General features: G+C 46.0%; 17 protein-coding genes and 1 pseudogene. 5 read left to right on the top strand and 13 right to left on the bottom strand.

The features are described 5' to 3' along the window. Nucleotides 1-238: 238 nt before the first annotated feature. The 3 genes from HW560_RS21185 to HW560_RS21175 all read right to left on the bottom strand — a co-directional run bounded on the left by HW560_RS21185 (nucleotide 239) and on the right by HW560_RS21175 (nucleotide 1,869). Entirely contained in the window at nucleotides 239-703 is a 465-nt protein-coding gene (locus HW560_RS21185; protein WP_179264601.1) for a hypothetical protein, read from the bottom strand. Between the two features lie 109 nt (nucleotides 704-812). Continuing rightward, complete coding sequence (locus HW560_RS21180) at nucleotides 813-1,001, bottom strand: hypothetical protein (protein ID WP_090898779.1); 189 nt, start codon at nucleotides 999-1,001, stop codon at nucleotides 813-815. A gap of 412 nt (nucleotides 1,002-1,413) precedes the next feature. Beyond that, entirely contained in the window at nucleotides 1,414-1,869 is a 456-nt protein-coding gene (locus HW560_RS21175) for a DinB/UmuC family translesion DNA polymerase (protein WP_256222076.1), read from the bottom strand. A 76-nt stretch (nucleotides 1,870-1,945) separates the two neighbouring features. Here HW560_RS21175 and arr point away from each other — a divergent pair. Continuing rightward, nucleotides 1,946-2,263: pseudogene (gene arr / locus HW560_RS21170) on the top strand (NAD(+)--rifampin ADP-ribosyltransferase); the annotation flags it as partial. Between the two features lie 66 nt (nucleotides 2,264-2,329). On the opposite strand, the gene HW560_RS21165 reads toward arr, so the two are convergent. The 6 genes from HW560_RS21165 to HW560_RS21140 all read right to left on the bottom strand — a co-directional run bounded on the left by HW560_RS21165 (nucleotide 2,330) and on the right by HW560_RS21140 (nucleotide 9,527). Next, nucleotides 2,330-3,292 carry an amidohydrolase family protein gene (locus HW560_RS21165; RefSeq protein ID WP_090898781.1) on the bottom strand — a complete coding sequence of 321 codons (963 nt, stop codon included), beginning with the start codon at nucleotides 3,290-3,292 and terminating at the stop codon, nucleotides 2,330-2,332. A 16-nt stretch (nucleotides 3,293-3,308) separates the two neighbouring features. After that, on the bottom strand, nucleotides 3,309-4,802 hold the full coding sequence (locus tag HW560_RS21160) for an ABC transporter substrate-binding protein (RefSeq protein WP_177185720.1): 1,494 nt from the start codon (nucleotides 4,800-4,802) through the stop codon (nucleotides 3,309-3,311). Nucleotides 4,803-4,858: 56 nt separating this feature from the next. Then, a complete protein-coding gene (locus HW560_RS21155; protein ID WP_179264599.1) occupies nucleotides 4,859-5,740 on the bottom strand; it encodes a carbohydrate ABC transporter permease in 882 nt (293 codons plus the stop codon). Nucleotides 5,741-5,758: 18 nt separating this feature from the next. Next, the gene (locus tag HW560_RS21150) at nucleotides 5,759-6,691 is read right to left on the bottom strand and encodes an ABC transporter permease (protein WP_256222077.1); all 933 of its coding nucleotides are present in this window, start codon (nucleotides 6,689-6,691) and stop codon (nucleotides 5,759-5,761) included. A gap of 332 nt (nucleotides 6,692-7,023) precedes the next feature. Then, complete coding sequence (locus HW560_RS21145; protein WP_090898790.1) at nucleotides 7,024-8,244, bottom strand: amidohydrolase family protein; 1,221 nt, start codon at nucleotides 8,242-8,244, stop codon at nucleotides 7,024-7,026. A 23-nt stretch (nucleotides 8,245-8,267) separates the two neighbouring features. Then, on the bottom strand, nucleotides 8,268-9,527 hold the full coding sequence (locus HW560_RS21140) for an amidohydrolase family protein (RefSeq protein WP_090898792.1): 1,260 nt from the start codon (nucleotides 9,525-9,527) through the stop codon (nucleotides 8,268-8,270). A gap of 202 nt (nucleotides 9,528-9,729) precedes the next feature. Between HW560_RS21140 and HW560_RS21135 the strand changes: the two genes are divergently transcribed. Then, a complete protein-coding gene (locus HW560_RS21135) occupies nucleotides 9,730-11,394 on the top strand; it encodes a PucR family transcriptional regulator (RefSeq protein WP_177185721.1) in 1,665 nt (554 codons plus the stop codon). 495 nt (nucleotides 11,395-11,889) lie between these two features. On the opposite strand, the gene HW560_RS21130 is transcribed toward HW560_RS21135, so the two are convergent. Then, nucleotides 11,890-12,264, bottom strand: a complete 375-nt coding sequence (locus tag HW560_RS21130) for a TetR family transcriptional regulator C-terminal domain-containing protein (RefSeq protein ID WP_256222078.1) — start codon at nucleotides 12,262-12,264, stop codon at nucleotides 11,890-11,892. Nucleotides 12,265-12,604: 340 nt separating this feature from the next. On the opposite strand from HW560_RS21130, the gene HW560_RS34465 reads away from it, so the two are divergent. The 3 genes from HW560_RS34465 (at nucleotide 12,605) to HW560_RS33520 (ending at nucleotide 13,371) form a co-directional block, all read left to right on the top strand. Next, nucleotides 12,605-12,724, top strand: coding sequence for a dihydrofolate reductase family protein (locus tag HW560_RS34465; protein WP_090898798.1), 120 nt, complete (start codon nucleotides 12,605-12,607; stop codon nucleotides 12,722-12,724). Between the two features lie 108 nt (nucleotides 12,725-12,832). After that, a complete protein-coding gene (locus HW560_RS33525; RefSeq protein ID WP_218835000.1) occupies nucleotides 12,833-13,141 on the top strand; it encodes a TetR/AcrR family transcriptional regulator in 309 nt (102 codons plus the stop codon). Then, complete coding sequence (locus tag HW560_RS33520) at nucleotides 13,129-13,371, top strand: hypothetical protein (protein ID WP_218834969.1); 243 nt, start codon at nucleotides 13,129-13,131, stop codon at nucleotides 13,369-13,371. Before HW560_RS33525 ends, HW560_RS33520 begins: the two co-directional genes overlap by 13 nt. A gap of 325 nt (nucleotides 13,372-13,696) precedes the next feature. On the opposite strand, the gene pgmB is transcribed toward HW560_RS33520, so the two are convergent. From pgmB to HW560_RS21105, 3 genes are all read right to left on the bottom strand, one after another. Beyond that, nucleotides 13,697-14,341 (bottom strand): beta-phosphoglucomutase, encoded by a 645-nt coding sequence (pgmB, locus tag HW560_RS21115; RefSeq protein ID WP_179264597.1) that lies wholly within the window; start codon nucleotides 14,339-14,341, stop codon nucleotides 13,697-13,699. Between the two features lie 21 nt (nucleotides 14,342-14,362). Then, entirely contained in the window at nucleotides 14,363-16,057 is a 1,695-nt protein-coding gene (locus HW560_RS21110; protein ID WP_256222079.1) for a glycoside hydrolase family 3 protein, read from the bottom strand. Nucleotides 16,058-16,296: 239 nt separating this feature from the next. Continuing rightward, entirely contained in the window at nucleotides 16,297-17,133 is an 837-nt protein-coding gene (locus HW560_RS21105) for a tyrosine-protein phosphatase (protein WP_179264595.1), read from the bottom strand. Between the last annotated feature and the right edge of the window lie 30 nt (nucleotides 17,134-17,163).

Genomic DNA, 17,163 nt, shown 5'->3' with positions numbered 1-17,163 from the left:
GTGGAAATACTTCGTAGCGTTGATCTTAATCCAACCATTTGCCTGTTAGTCTTTAAAAGAGACTCACTACTCACTCACACTTAGATATTCACCTAATCGGAAATGGGATTATATTCTTGTGTAATTCGGCAATCAGTACAAGTACTTGTCCTCAACAGCTCGTTTCAGTCGGTATTTCGACTTTATTACTACCTAACCAACCCATTATGGTACTTAATGAAGTATTAAATATACGTCATCAATGTTTAGATATACATCTAATCGAAAATCGGACTATGTTCTTGTCCATTCCGGTAATTGGTACAAGTTCTTGTCCCTTGACAGTTTTTGAACTTTTACTCGTCATGTGAATACCTCCATGATTTTCTCTGCCTCGAACTTTACAATGTATCTCTTTAATTAAATATTGTCTTACGGCTTCCTTAACGCCTTTGGGTTCACCATCCCATTGAACGATTGCCCCCCTTATAGCTGCTTTTCTTTTCAATCCAATAGAAGAACGTCTTAAGGTGTTTAGATATACTAAAATTGAACTCTCATTTATTCGCTTTATCTGATCGCGATCATACTCGGTCAACGGAATAAAGGGCTCCTTCTTAGAATCGTAAACAATCAGTCTGTATTTACTGGTCACTCCTTCGGGACAAAATATATGAAAATAGGATCCCACTTGCCTCACCGCCACAATCATTTTCTGCCACAAAAAAAGGACCTCCCACACTCTCTTTTTGTGGATGTCCGTATATGATGTGTAACACTATATAAAAGTACTGTAGCTTCATAGCTTGGTCAACAAAACTTACATATTAATATTACGTAGGATTTTGTACATATGCTCCTACGATATCATAGCTGTTCTGTTCAAATATATGCCCCGTACGCTGGTAAACAACGGTCACTTCGCGATCAGGACCACCATCTAACGAAGGAGCCATGAGTTTCACTTTCGGGAGGTCGCCAACTCGCTGTTGTTTAATAAACTCTTCATTCGTTTTACTCATTTTAATCCCCCCATAGAGATAATTTAATGTGGTGATCTGGGCATATCAGTAATATCAACGTTTATATGTTCAGTTAGCATTAAGGTTACATCTACTTTCACTTTGCTCCACAATAGTGTCATTTTATGAAAGTAAACCTCTTACGGAATAATTTATTGTTAAACTCAGTCACTCATCTTCATGGATCAGAGGTTTCGCTTGATAGTGAACTCAAGTACGATGCTGTATAATTCGTTCTTTATGTTGTGCAAGCATCATGCGGCTCGATTCCCTTAATCCATTGGCCTCCAGTTTTTTGCTCATTTGTAATGCCCCCTAATTTTAGATGCTCTATCTATCGCTTGACCGGCAGCCGTAATGGAGCTCGCTCGTAGAATGGCAATATCGCCAAATCGATCCTTAATGTCGTCCATCACCTGATCAATGGCTCGTTTTTGCTCCTGATCATCAAAAACGATAGTTGAAATGTATCCGCGTTGGATAATTGAGAAAGGGATACGCCTACACGGCGTACAGGTTGCCCGTCCCAGTGTTGATGAAATATGCGTTTGGCTATCTTGCACACATCAACAGTTATGTTTGTAGGATCAGACAGTTTAACCTGCCTGTTAAAACCCGTTGGGTGGTCAAAATCCGCTCCAGACACATTCACGGATACGATACTACCCATCAGCCCCTTTTTGCGGGCTCTTCTGCATACTTCTGTGCAGATATCGAGGATAACCACTTCGATCTCCCAAGCCTCTGTGAAATCCCTAGGCAGGGTCATTCCGTTTCCGATATCCTTTTGAGTACTGTGCGAGTTGACGGTTACCGGCGAATTGTCGAGCCCATTTGCGACTCTCCAGATGACCTCTCCATTAACCACCCCACTTACTTCTTAATTTAGAAAGAGGCGTATTCGCCAGGCTCTAATGGTTCGGATGCCCATCTTCCACATCAGTATGGATGACAAAAAAGTGATCATAGATCAAGGTCCTTTTTTTCATGGTACAAAAGCAGAACTGCAAATTGGTGATTTATTAGAACACCAATTCTTATCAAATTACCAAGAAAAAAATTCTAACTATATATACTTTACTGCAACATTAAATGCTGCCAAATGGGGTGCTGAATTGGCAAGATTCAATGCAAAAGAAAGAATCTACATTGTAGAACCATTAGGAGATTTTGAAAGTGATCCAAACTTAACTGATAAAAAGTTTCCTGGAAACCCAACACGTTCATATAGATCTAAATCGCCACTTAAAATAATAGCTGAATAAAAGCAGCCGATCACTTTGATCCGCTGCTTTCTTTATATTATTGGTTAATCGTTTCCTGTCACTTTAAATTAACTTTTTCTCTATATCAAAAAGCTTAGAAATGCGGGGAAATAGACGAAAGGCATTGCCATAAGCGATCATCTTCGCGTTTTCTTCGCTGATCTGCTGTGCTTCATGGAATACCGACTCCCGCTGTATACGAAGGACGCTGTCCGCTGGCCATGGTATGTCCGCTCCGAACAAAATCCGATCAGGCGCAATCAACTTTTGGATTGTGCCGAGGTTCAACGTGGAATCATAGTAAAGGTGGTCCAGTTTGGCTATTTCGGCTTGAAATTGTTCCGGCGTTGTTTCAACCTGAATCGAATCTTGCCCAATGGCGGCAAGCGCAATTCTCCATTTGATATACGGAACCATGCCCCCTGTATGGGGAAGAATGAATGTAATGGATGGATATTGGTCAAAAATGCGATGAACAGCCATCGTAGTGACGGCCCGCGTCGTATCGAAGGTGCCCTCAAGCAGTGCAGGACTAAGCCCAGCGATTTTTTGCGGTATGAGGATGGGGTGCAGAAACACAACAGCACTGCGCCGATCTAATTCGGTTAACAATTCGGTGTAATCCGGATGGCTTAAATATTTCCCCTGATAACTTGTCAGCATTGCAACTCCATCCATCCCGAGAACATCAAATGCATACAAGGTTTCTTCCATGGCCGCTTCGGGATTCGGTAGTGGAAGTGTTGCAAACGCACCATACCGTTCAGGATGAAGTTGAGCATACGATGCGAGCTCTTCATTCATTTTACGTGCCAACGCATTGGCAGAAGATTGGTCGATGATCGTCAGGTCTGACGGGGCTGAAAGGAATGAAAACGAGATGTCACATACATCCATTTTTTGCATCCCGATCTCGGGCGTCCACTTCGGCATAAAACTTGGAATCTCCATTCCCAGCTCCCGCTGCTTTCGTTGCATTTCTTTAGAGATGATATGGTGGTGAACATCAATGACAGGATTAAACATGTATGATCAGCTCCTTCTATTTATTTTCAAGCCATTGGTTTAACTGGTTTTGCTTTTCCGTCAATATTTTCTCTACGCCTGCATTCTTTAGTTTGTCGATATAAGCACCCAGTTCTGACGGGTCAAAAGTTCCTGTCTGAAAGCCTGCATCATACTGGTTTTGGACGTTGGCCACCGCGGTAATTTGGGTTTTGACCGGATTGATGTCGAAGCTGAAGCCCATCGCCCTTGATTTTACGGCACTCTCGTTTTCACCTTTCAAGTGATCCCACATGTCAGGATCGTTCCCTTCCCATATATAGGACAGGAAATTGTTCCCCACGGCATATTGGTTTGAATCGTATCCTGTTGCAGTAACACCTTCCGGCTTGCCGATCAGGTCATTATCCCGCTTAACATAATGCTTGCCCTCAATACCGTTGGTAAACAGATTAATGACTGCTTCGTCCGAGTAAAACAGTTCCAATACTTGAATCGCCTTATCCGGCTGCTCACTGTTCCTTGCCAAAGACATCATGTTCGAAGCTACGCTATTACGCGTCATATACGAGTCCTCAAGGGGTACGCATACTAGTTCGGTCCTAGCCGCAAGCGATTCCGAGTAACACTCATTGATATTCCGGATATACGAGAAGGCTTTGCCTGCCTTGATCAGATTGGACCCCGTTTCCTGTGACGTTGCCACGTCTTTGCTGAAATAACCTTTTTGGTACCAATTACGCATCAGGTCAGCCATTGTGGAGAACCGCGAAGTCGCAAAAAGATTCTGCACGGTGAAGTCCTCCCCGCCAAAATCCAGTACGCCAGGTGCTGTTCCCAATGGATCAAAATTCAGCATGGCTTGTCCGGGTGTTTCCTGCGAGGTATAGCTGACAATTGGCGTGACACCCGGCTCATTGTCCTTGATACGCTGCAATACAGCAGAGATATCATTCCAGGTTTTTATGGCGCTAAGGTCAATATCATGCTTATCTGCAAGCTCTTTGTCCATCACCAAACTGGGAGAAAGTGCCCAAGCTTTAATGCTGGGAACGCCATATGTTTCGCCATTCATCTTCCCGGCTTCTGCAGCTTCCTCCGGAACAGCCTCCAGTATCTTTTTACCGAATTCATTCAATGATTCTTCCATGGGCAGTAACTGCCCCCTGCCGATTTGGGATTCAAGGCCGAACCAAACGCTGGTATACACCAGATCCAGTTTCTCGCTGCCCGCCAGCATCAAGTTCATTTGATTGGCATAGTTAGATCCATTAACAGGCAAGAGCTTCACAGTGGCGCCTACCTTTTCCGCTGTAATATCACTGATGGCTTCCTGAATTTCCTTAACATCCGTTACATCCCCAAAAGCCGGATACGTCATGACCACTTCGTACATGTCTGTTGCTGAAGCTTTACCAAGTTCTACTCCATCCTTACTGTCTGGATTTCCGCATGCCGCCAACAATAGAGGGGCCGCACAAATTAAGGACATTACCTTTATGAAACCCGCAGGTAATCTTTTTCTGAACATCTTCATTCACTCCCCATGTTTGCTTTTGGATGTGACATCTCGGATACGAAGCATGACTAACCTTTTACGGCACCAATAGTCAATCCCTTGACGAAGAATTTCTGGAAAAACGGATACGCTGCGATCAGCGGCAACACGCCGATTACGGCAATAGCCATTCTCACACTGCCGAGAGGTACGGATGAGACAACAGCCGTCTGGCCAGACAAACTGTTTTGCTGCAAGTACTGGACATCAGACAACATTCGATTAAGAAGGTTTTGAATGCTGTAGAGGCTTCCGTCATTGATGAAGATCAGACCGTTAAACCAATCGTTCCAATACGAAATCATGAGCATCAGACCAATGGTTGCCAGGCTTGGGAGAGCAAGCGGGAGAACGATTTTGCAATAAATAACCCATTCGTTGGCTCCATCCACATAGGCCGACTCCACGACTTCGCCGGGAATGGACGTGGAAAAGAAACTGCGCATCAACAAAATGTAGAACCCGTTGGTCAGTAAATTCGGGATGATTAGCGACCAGATGGTATCTTTCAAATGGAAGAGGTCCGTATAAACCAGATACATCGGCACCAGCCCCCCATTGAAAAGCAGGGTGAAAAATACGAAGAATGACAGGAACGAACGAAATGGAAGCACATTTCTAGATAGCGGATAAGCGACCAGGGTTGTGATCAGCAACCCAACGATCGTGCCCACGCCCGTGATGAATGCCGTAATTCCATACGACCGCAAAATCAACGAATACTGATTAAACAGATACACATAAGCATCGAAGCTGAATTGAGCCGGAAACAAACCATAACCATCCCTGATAATGGCTTGTTCCTCGGTTAGGGAAGCGGATATCAGAAGTATAAACGGAAACACTGCAGCGATTGCCATCATGATGAGCACGAGGTGAACAGCCATTTGATAAATCCTATTTGAATACATGTTGTCCTCCCCCCTTAGCTAAAACAGCGCCAAATCCCGGTTTTTGCGACGAACAATCGCATTGGTCGTCCATACTAACAGAAAACCGACTATGGACTGATAAAGTCCGGCAGCGGATGACATTCCGAAATCCCCGAAAGTCATCAATCCACGATAAACGTATGTGTCAATGACATCTGTAGTCGTTTGCAGTGCACCCGAATTCAGCGGAACCTGATAGAACAATCCGAAATCGGAATTGAAGATGCGTCCCACTGCAAGAAGTACCATAATAACCATCGTAGGTTTAAGCAGAGGAAGGGTAATGCTCCAGACTTGCCTCCACTTGGATGCTCCGTCCAGCGTAGCGGATTCATAATATTCCTGGCTGATGCCTACGATTGAGGCCAGATAAACAATGCATGTATAACCGACGTTTTTCCACAGATATACGACGCTTAATATAAAGGGCCATTTACCGGAATCCGCATACCACGACACGGGGTCAATCCCCAGCAAAGGAAGCACGTAATGGTTAACGAATCCGTTTTCTTCGTTGAGCAATGCCAGAACCAAGTAAGCGACAATGACCATCGAGATCAGATAGGGCAGCAAAATGATGCTTTGGTACAGTCGGGAGGCGAATCGCTTTTTTACCTCGTTCAACAATACGGCCACAGCTATGGAGAGTACTGTTCCAAGCACGATAAATGCACCGTTGTAGAGTAACGTGTTTCGGGTAATCACCCAAGCATCCTGTGTTTGGAACAGATAGGCGAAATTATCGAAGCCTACCCAGTCACTTCCCCAGATTCCTTTTGCAAAATTGATATCTTTGAACGCAATCACAATGCCGAACATGGGCAAGTAATTGTTGATGAACAGATAGACAATGCCTGGCAAAATCATGACCAATAACAGCCCATGCTTTCTGATGTTTTGGATGCGGTTTGCATGGAAACCTCGACGCATGTCTCTCTCCCCCTGTTCGTAACAATGATGTTTGGTTTTTGTAACTCCTCCAATATCCCTCCTATTCTGTTAATGTCAGTTTATGTGACTCGGAATTGTTCTTATAAGAATAATACGATGTAAGGAAGCCTCAGTCATTGGTGTGATTCACTAAAAAAAATGATTTCATTTGGATTATTACACCAAAAGAAAAGGCTGTCTAAATTTAAGTGTCATGTATTATCACATAAATTGCATTAAGCAACGTTTTATACGTCATCTGATCAGCCTTTTCATGCCAAAAAGCAACGCACCTGAAAAAGGATGCGCTGCTTCATGTATATTAAAGATTGTTACGAATGGATGGCTGCCATCTGTCTACTGTTCGGAAACATTCGACCACCAACAAGCACACCTCCCGAAAATACAGCTTCGCGTGAAGGTGCCGCCGCCAACGCATGCATGGCATTTATGGCATTTACCAACGAGAAAGTGCCTCGTTCACCCACTTTTGGAGTTAATGGCGCATTGGATATAAGCTTGTACGTTTCTAACAGCCAGAAGTCTTCCACCCAACCGGATGCTTCAGCGAGACGTGACCCACGGGAGAGCATATCGCCATTTCCGAATGGGCTCCATGAATCCAAAATGTTATCGGAACCGATATGCACGGATACTCCCGTTTCCATCAACAGTTTGATAGGGGGCATAGGCCTGTCAATGGGCACACTCGTCATGATGGCTACGCCGGTCGCACACAACCTTTCTGCGAGTGAGCGCACCTCCGTTTCCCCAACCTGGCCCAAACAATAGGCATGGCTTACCGCGGTACGGCCGGACATACCGGCTTGTTCTGTCAGTTCGGCGAAGCGGCTGATCGTGTATATTCCGAGATGACTCGGGTCATGCAGATGCAAGTCGATGCCCGCAGAGAATTCTGTCGCAAGTTCAAACATGGCTTCCAGACTGGCATCCACCCGGCGGTCCAGTCCGGCCGGATCCACACCACCAACATAGTTAGCTCCAGCACGAAGCGCTTGCCGCATAACGGAAACGGAGTCAGATCGAAGCAGGCCTTGCTGGGGGAACGCCACAATTTCCATATCGATGCGTCCTTGGTATATCTCACGCACTTCCAAGATCTCCTCAAGATGAGAGAGGCCAATTTGCGGATCCACGTCAACGTGTGTGCGGATTGTCGTTGTACCTTGGGCAAGCATTAAATCCAACATTCGTTTCGCACGTTCTCCCGCCCCGGTCGGTAGTTCCGCCAACATGCTTTTCTCAAATTCCAACTGTCCGGGCAGCGTGACAAACGGCTGCAAAGACTTCCACGGCTCACCGATAAAATGCTTGTCCAGATGGGTATGCATATCTGCCATTGGCGGTACATAGTGGAGCCCATCCGCGTCAATGACGCTTGTCGCCCTATCGGCAATATTTACAGATGCGAGACCACCATCAGTTCCGGCATTCTCAATTCTGACAATAATTCCTGTTGCTTGATCAATCGTTAGATCGAACAGGTTTTCCGACCATTTGACATTTTTTACGAGTGTTAACCCTTTCTCCATAACTCCATCCCCTTACATCATAATCAGATTGTTTCGATCTCATCCGACAACCACGGTAATTCCAAAGGTTTTGAGTCAGTACAAGCTACCTGTAATCCCGATTTCCAGACCGTGCGGGCCTCCGGTTTATTAAGCAGCACTTCCCTTTCCGACCGCTCTCGGAACAATACCATATCAGCCGGAGCGCCGACCTTAACACCATAATTTTCAATGCCTAACGCCTGTGCCGCGTTATGCGTCAGCATGTTAGTCAAGATGAGCGCATCCCGTTTGCTGCCCATGTACGAAGTGACGGCCAATAGCCAGGCGGCCTCAATCGGGTCTGCCTTGCCAAACGGTGTGAATGGATTGCGCACATTATTGACGCCAATTGCCACATTCACTCCACAATCCTGCATCAGTTTCACGGGAGTCAGACCTCTATGATAACCTTCTGGGCCTTCTCTTCCATTCAGAAAGAGGTCAGTCATCGGCAGCGTAATGACGCTGATCCCGGCATGACACAGAAGCTCTCCGATAGCCAAAGCTTCGTGTTCTGGGAGGGAACCGAGCGAGGTTACATGTCCGGCGGCTACATGCCCCTGCATTCCTGCAGCAATTGTCCTTTTTGCAATTTCCACAACGGCACGGTCGTTGGAATTGACCGAGAAATCCGCGTGAAAATCCAGCGGTTTTCCGTACTTCCCTGCCAGACCAAATGCAAAATCCAAGTGCTCCCCCAGGTCTGCATCCTGATAAGTGATTCCTCCAATCACATCGGCTCCCATACGAATGGCCTCTTCCATCAGCCCAGCAGTCCCTGGAATCTTAAACACCCCTTCTTGGGGAAAGGCAACTACCTGTAAATCCAGTAGATGTCTTAAGGATTGTTTGAGACGAAGAGCAGATTCGATAGCTCTGAGTCCGAGAACCGGATCAACCTCTGCATGGCAGCGCATATGGGTTACACCATTCCTGACGGCTTCCCGAATGACAGCCAGCGAGCGCTGGTACATGTCCTCCTTCGTGAATGAACTTTTCAGTTTGGCTGTTATCCGAATCGCATCCTGGAGAGACTCCGCCTCCCGATCCATGGAATCCAGCAAATATGCTTTTTCCAAATGAATATGCGGCTCGACAAAGCCCGGCAGCAATAAGCCCCCTTTGCCCTGCACTACACAAGACGCTTCCGTTTTCCTTTCCCCGCATGGCGCGATAAATGCAATCTTGCCTGAGGATATCCCGACATCCATTCGCCTTACACCCCCGGACAACACCGTATCCGTGATAAGAAGATCAATCATTACAACCTCCATCCATGTACGCTTTTATTACACGCAAGAAACACTTTAAGCATAATTCACTCCTTATAAGAAATCATTGGATGAAAAGGATAAAAATAATTAGCAATATTGGATGATCAAACCAAAGATATTTACTCTCCATGATCATAGTGTTATATTACTTAACAACAAAACAACTTGTTCCAGAAAGGGATGGGTCGATGTGCTGCTGACAGATTTGTTGAATAACAGCATTTACGATGATGCTAGAGTGATCACGGGGCATAAGGGTTTAGTACGCGAGGTTCAAACGGTCAACATTATGGACTGTCCGGATATCATTCGGTTTCTGAGGCCCAACGAGCTCTTGCTGACCAACGGCTTTTTCATGAAGCAGCAGCCAGACATGTTCATTCATCTGATCAGGGACATGCAGCGTCTTCATTGCTCGGGCTTGGCCATCAAAACCAGGCGCTTTGAATTGCCGATCCCCGATGACATCCTTAGGGAAGCGGAGCAGAACGAATTTCCCATCATCGAAATTTCCGATGTCCGTCTATCCCTCGGCGAAATTTTACAGCGATCGACCAGTGTTATTCTGAACAATAAGAGCGACGAACTGCAATATGCACTCAGCATCCACAAAAAATTCTCTGAAATGATCATGCGCGGCAAAGGAATTTCCGGCATTATCGATTCCCTGTCCAAACTGTTCTCATCCCCAGTCATCCTGTTAAACAACAAATGGCAAACCATCTCCGCCTCCAACCAGAATACAGGTGTTGCTGAGCTCACTACGGCCGCAGTAACTACACTTCAAGACTTGCCCGATATTTCTAACCCCACTTCGTTGTGCTTCATCGACACATCAGTCCGGGAACGTTGCTGTATGCTGGTATATCCAGTAAAGACTTACCGCCACGAAGGCTATTTGTTATCCTTTCATTCGCCGGATCAATGGACTGGCCTTTTCGGTCTGACGCTCGAGCAGGCCTCCAACGTCATTGGAATGGAGCTGACCAAATCACAGGCTGTCAAGGAGCGCTCCCGCAGACACAAGAACGAGTTTTTTTCCGATCTGATCGAGGGATACATCACTTCTGAGCAGGAGGCGCTGAACCGCGGCAAGAGATATGGACTTATCAAGGGGCATGCATGCGTCGTACTGACCATGCGTAATGACGAGGTGCATCACATGCATCAAAGATTTCCTAAATACGAGGGTTCGACGTCTCCGAAAGGAGATAATATCACGGAGCAAGAGGAGCAATACGAGCACATCAAACGTCTTTTTGGTGTGTTAGAACATTCCTTCGTCATGTTTACCAAACATGATACCTACTGTCTTCTGCTATCTATCCCTGAGTCGGGGTGGGATGAGGCAAAACTCACCGAGCAGCTGTCAGGATTACTTAGAGAGCTCCATCATGAGACTGGACTGAGTCTCTCTATCGGCATTGGTAAACCTGCAACAAATGTACTCGGCGTTCGACATTCTTATACAGAAGCCGTTAATGCAATGCAATTCGGCTACTGGCTAAAACGAAAGCAATTCGTCCAATCTTACCAAGCAAAGGATATCGGATATTTATTCCATATGCTTCCCCACAACGAACTGAAACAATTTTATGAAGCGACCTTGAACGGATTGCTGCAAGTTGCAGATGAACATGAAAAAAAAGAGCTGCTGCGCACCTTGAACGCTTTTTACGATACACAATGCCAGCTTGTCGAAACATCCAAGCAACTTTTCGTTCATCGAAATACGGTGGTGTATCGACTGGAAAAGTGTGAAAAACTGCTGGGTGTGAAACTCAAAGATCCAGCTGAAAGCTTACGAATACGCATAGCGATAGCCATCGAACCTCTACTACTTCAAAAAGATTAAGTGGGAAATCGTCTCTTTTTCCACTTAAAGTTATTCCGAAGATTGAACAGGCCACGTAAACAAGCAAGTTAGTATCGTGTGTAGCTTTGAAAATTTCTTTATTGTCCCAATGAGGATCATTTTCTGAAGAGTAGTGTTGGCCATCAGGTGGACGCGAACGTATTCTTGAACAAAAGCTTTAATGTACCTCGGCTTACATTGGAAATAAAACCCATTATACAATGAATGTTACTTCTCGAAGTTATACTAATTCGATTTTAACTAATTGTTTGGCATAACCAAAAATTTCCTCTGCTCAACAAGATTAAATCCATCGTGTTCCCACCCTTCAAGGTAAATTTTATCGGAAATAAAAAATGAATACCTTGCAATTTCTGCACGAATAAGTCAGCAAAAAACTTGCCCTTATTTATGATAAGGTTTCCCGCGAAAACTGAAGAACCTACTTTAAAAAGAATTGAGGGCGCTTACCTTCAGCGCCCTCAATTCTACACGTCATATAGATTTACCACTGGGCCATGTCGATAGCGCCTGCTCCTCAATAGCTTCCAGCATTTCACGACAGAAGTCAGCCCTGGCTTGAACAGCCATACCATGAAGCACCGTCATTACGTATGCAGCCAGGACTGCAGCATTAGCATTTTCCGGCAGGTCGCCTTCCTGCTTTGCCCGTTCGAAACGGGCACGCAGCGATGCCTCTCCATCCGCACGCGCATCAATCAGAGCTCGCCGAATTGGTTCGGCTTCGTCCGAGCCGGCCAAGGCGCCGTGAATGCCCAGACAACCCTTGCGATCCTTGTAACGGGTATGCAGCTCGGCCGCCGCGTAGAGGATTTTTGCAACTACTTCCCGTGAGGTCGGCTGCTCCAATGCCTCCGGGAAGTAATCTGCCCGTTAGTTTAATGAATTAACAGCAAAATACCGATTAAATATACACCTAATCGGCAATAGGAACATGTTCTTGTCCCCCGACACCCTAATGTCTTCACTGAATTTCTCCCTTCACTCTTTCATTTTGCACCAAGTCGGACTTTCTCGACACGAAGAAGCCTCCGAACCGGGTCGGAGGCTTCTTCGTCTTTTGATGTTGAGTTTGCGATCGCGTTCGTGGGGACTTTTTTTTCTTAGCTTGAATAATCCGACGCGTTCATAGTGGGTCTTTTGATCGTGATGTAATAGGTCGTTCCTTCCGTTCTTAGGTACTGATCAAGTGTTACTTGAAGGTGGAGGTGTAATCAATGGTTCCTTTCTAAATGAAGGTTTAATTGATGAGATCAGTCTAGTCTTCGCCCCTATTATGGACGGAACTTCTAATATTATCGGTTGGTAAAGACTAATTAACGAAAGAAGGGTTGGCAAAACGGTGTGATACTGGGGTATAGCAGTAACTGCTCGCTTCAAAATGCCCCATATTCACCTGCCATAACAAAGGGCTAAAATCACGCAGCAGCTTATTATTGAAACCGCCGAGGCATTAATTGAGGGCACGGGGAAATCCGAAGTGACACTCTCACAAATAGCGGATGAATTGAATATCACCCATGCAGCACTTTATAAGCATTTTAAAAATAAACAAGAACTCTGGGCAGCCGTAGCTAAAGACTGGTTCAATCGGATGATTTCAGAACAAATCAGTATAAACATGGCTCATTTGGCCTCACCACAGGAAGTGCTCCACGATTGGCTTTGGGCATTTGTGAATGCCAAAAACGCGCTTATAATGAGAATCCCAAAATGTTCGCTTTGAATACACAATATGTGGACAGTAATCCATTGGTATTAAGGGATGTGCTCTGGGATTCATATCACATTATTGATGGGTTTATGGCTTATAACGATCCTCACTTTGAACGGGCAGAGGCAATCCTATCTGCTTTTGCGGTGTTTAGTCTTCCCTCTTTTAAAGAATCCTGGAATTCACCAGACTACCAAGAGCGGTTTGAACGCATCTGGAGTTTAATCAAACAGGGTGTTTGAAAGGATAATTCTATATATAACAAGGAGCAGTGTTGCCTGCCTGAGGTAACTGCTCCTGTTTTATTGCCAATGTTGCCGTCCTTACTTGCCGGCAAACCTGCCATATGAGATTGTTGGGTAGATTGAGAATGATGTACAGATAAATATCTTGATTTCCTCTAGTATTGACTCCGTATAGATATTCTCAGTAATTTGAAAACGAGAATGAATGTACTAGGCGTAGTATACATTGATTGCCGCTCCAGCTGCGAATATATTCCTGCATACACCGTCCTCTCTTGAATTTCATATAATTTTCGGATCGTTTTCTACCCTTTCCCTACCTTCATCTGCTTGCAGTAATGGATTGCAATTCTTCGATATGGCCGATATGATAATCGGCTAGATTGCTTATACAGGCCTTGCCGATGGCCGCGACCCACATGCCACCTCTGAACGCCGCTTCTACGCCAGCTTCCGCATCTTCCACGACCAAGCAGCGGTCCACGCGCACCCCCAATTTACTTGCCGCCAGCAAAAATACTTCGGGATCCGGCTTGCTGCAGCGAATTTCATTACCGTCCACGACAGCATCGAACATATGCGAAATTCCAAGCCGCTCAATAATAAAGGGAGCGTTTTTGCTAGAGGATCCAATCGCCAACTTTAATCCTTTTTCACGCAGCCTATCCAGAGTATCTAAGACTCCAGAAGGCATGTCCGCGTCAGATAAAGATTGCAGGTGGTCTTTGTAGTAATCGTTTTTCCCCTCGGCCAACTGCATTTTCTCCCGCGACGAATATGCACGAGCCGCCTTCTCCATAATGATGTCCATGCAAGCCATACGGCTTACGCCCCGTAGCCTATAGTTAACCGACTCGTCGAAAGGGATGCCTTCCTCGCTACACATCCTCTTCCATGCCAGATAGTGGAAATGGTCGGTATGTACGAGCACACCGTCCAAATCAAAAATAACCGCTTCTATTTTCATAATTCCTCCAACAGGTTCTTCCTACCGCTTCGCTTCCCAGCAGTCGCAGAATGGGTTTACCGGGCTTATGCCTTTAAAATCCGATCTGCCTAGCAGCTTTTCGATAACTGCATCAATAATCGTCTCACTGCCCGAATATGCGTTAATATACGTTTGTACCTGCGGCACATCGAGAAGATGATATGGACTTGAGACAGAAACGAACGCCGTCGGGAGCTCCCGCACAAACCAAGGAACATCCGCGGCGAGCAGCGGCTCCCAATCGATACGCACCGTTGTCCGGTTACTTGCCGTCTCGATGTTAGCCACGTAGAGCGCCAAATCATATTTTTCACGCAGCTCCTCCACGCCGCTAAACACTGCACTGAAGTCCACATTTTTATTGTCGAAAACAGTGACGTCAAACCCTTCTGCTTCTAATTTAGCAATCATGTAAGGTGCAATCGACGTACTGCGATGACTTCCTTCGTCTCCAAGCACATATAACAGCATGCGTTTATGCGAATCGACAGCGATCGGGAGCAGTTGCTGCGTATCTTTGACGAGTGTGACCGATTGATCTGCACACCACTTCGCCCATTGTTTATGCTCTTCACATTGCAAGATGGACAGCTCTTCCGGACCAGGAACAAGCGTTCCCTCCTGCTGCTGCTTATCCAAGCCAAGCGATGCTTTGAGCGCCAAAATGCGCGTGACCGCTTCATCTAGTCTTTCCATCGTCAAGATCCCGCTTTCGAGCCCCTTCATCATATAATGGAAATCTTCGCGTATATTTTTGTTGAACAGGAACATGTCGCAGCCGGCGGCGATCGATTTTGGCACAGCGAGCTCGCGCTTTTCAGCCATCATAAAACCAGCCATCGGCGTAGCGTCCGTCACAACGAGACCGTTAAAACCAAGCTGCTGCCGAAGCAGCGTTCCGATCAGTTCGGGTGAAAGCGTAGCAGGCATCAGTTCCTCGTCGGCAATGCCGGGCACAAGTTTTCGCGAATAACCAGGAAGCATGATATGACCAGCCATAACGGTCTCAGCCCCCGCTTCGATCAGCTCCCGGTACACTATGCCGAAGGTCGATTCCCACTCGTCCACAGACAGCGAATTAACGGTAGTCAACAAATGCTGGTCGCGCTCGTCCACCCCATCGCCGGGGAAATGCTTGATCGATGCGGCCACGCCGCTCTTCTGAATACCTTCGGTATACGCCTTTGCCATCCTTGCAACTCGAGCTGGGTCGGAACCGAACGTCCGAACATTCGTGATCGGATTACGGAAGTTGAGATCGATATCGACAACCGGAGCAAACGCCCAATTGCAGCCGACGGCACGACCTTCTCTCCCGGCTACAAGCCCTAATTTATATGCCATCTCTTCATTATCCGTCGCCGCCACTTGCAGCTGTCTGCCGAAAAAAGTACCGTCAGAAGCAATTCCGTTGCCTCCGGACTCGAGATTAGCTGCAATGAGCAACGGCACCTTAGAATGTTCCTGCAAAAAACGGTGTACTTCTTGACTTTTCTTACCTGAATCTGGTCGGAACAAGATGCCTCCCGGTTTTATCGTTTCGATGAGCGTTTTCAGCTGTTCGCGGTCATCCGTTATCCCGATCGGACAAAACAGCTGCCCGACCTTATCCTTCACATCCATCGCAGCCAGCGTTTCATTGACCCACTGAATATCTTTTTCCCGCAAATAAAAAGGTTTTGCTTCTAAATCCACCAATTTTGTTTCCCCCAAATTTCAATATTAAAAAAGTACAAATCCCTGTATATAAGTGTTCCCAGCATGAATGATATATGGCGGTTTCAACCATGCAAAGTCCGGCGCATTCTTACCCACATCGCACTGCAAGCGTCTACGTGCATTGTGATATGTTTTCTTTTCGGCAAACCAAAGAAGTACCAATCCACATTACTCAGGAAGATTAACGCAGTTAAAATGAGACATCTCTCTTCCCTTTATACCAAGCAGAATCTTTGCAGAGCCTCCCGTTTGGGCTTGTCCAAACCGAACTCCTCTTTAAAATATGCATCATACCCTCCATAAGTACTCTTGATCGATCCCAAAGCGGCAGACAAAAACGCTTCGTTAACCGTGAGGATATGGTTCAAATTTTGCAAAATCGCTTCGTCCGCATGTTCAGCCAGCCTTTCAAGAAGGGTTCTGTTGAACGTTTGCAACGTCTCATTGCTTAAGAGATAGTCTTCCATAACCGTTTGTTCAGGGATACCCAGCGCAAGTAAGATGAGCGCGGCTCCAACCCCGGTACGGTCTTTGCCTGACGTACAATGATGCAGCAGCCCCAATCGATCCGGATCCTGAATGGCTTCCATCAAATGTTTGTACGAAGGATTGGTAATTGGAAGTTTCATATACAATTCCGTCATGTAGGTTTCTGCGCTGAAACTTTTGAAGAAGTCACTTTTAACCAATGCTTTCATAAGATGGCCTTGCGTATCCTCCCCTTCAGGAGCGTCCGGAAAATTCATATGTTCATGCTGATCCTCCGTGTTCGCCGGTATCCGTACATTTTTTGCATTAGGGAGAACCGGGTCCGGCATGATGTGCGATTCACGATCTCCGCGGTAATCGAATACCGTTTTGATATTCAACGTTTGCAAGAATGTTAAATCCTGCTCCGTTAAACCGGTCAAATGATCGGAACGAAAGAATAGGCCGTATTTTACGGTGCGGCCATCGGACGTTCGATAGCCTCCCATATCTCGGAAATTATGCACGCCTTCCAAGGGAATGACTCGATTGGCGGGAAATGCGGTAAATTGACTTGTTGACATAGCTGCACCTCTTTAGCGAAATTATTATTC

This window comes from Paenibacillus sp. E222 (genome assembly GCF_013401555.1).
GTDB lineage: Bacteria > Bacillota > Bacilli > Paenibacillales > Paenibacillaceae > Paenibacillus.
The sequence above is the reverse complement of the archived record's forward strand: the minus strand, read 5'-3'. Positions and strand labels throughout refer to the sequence as shown.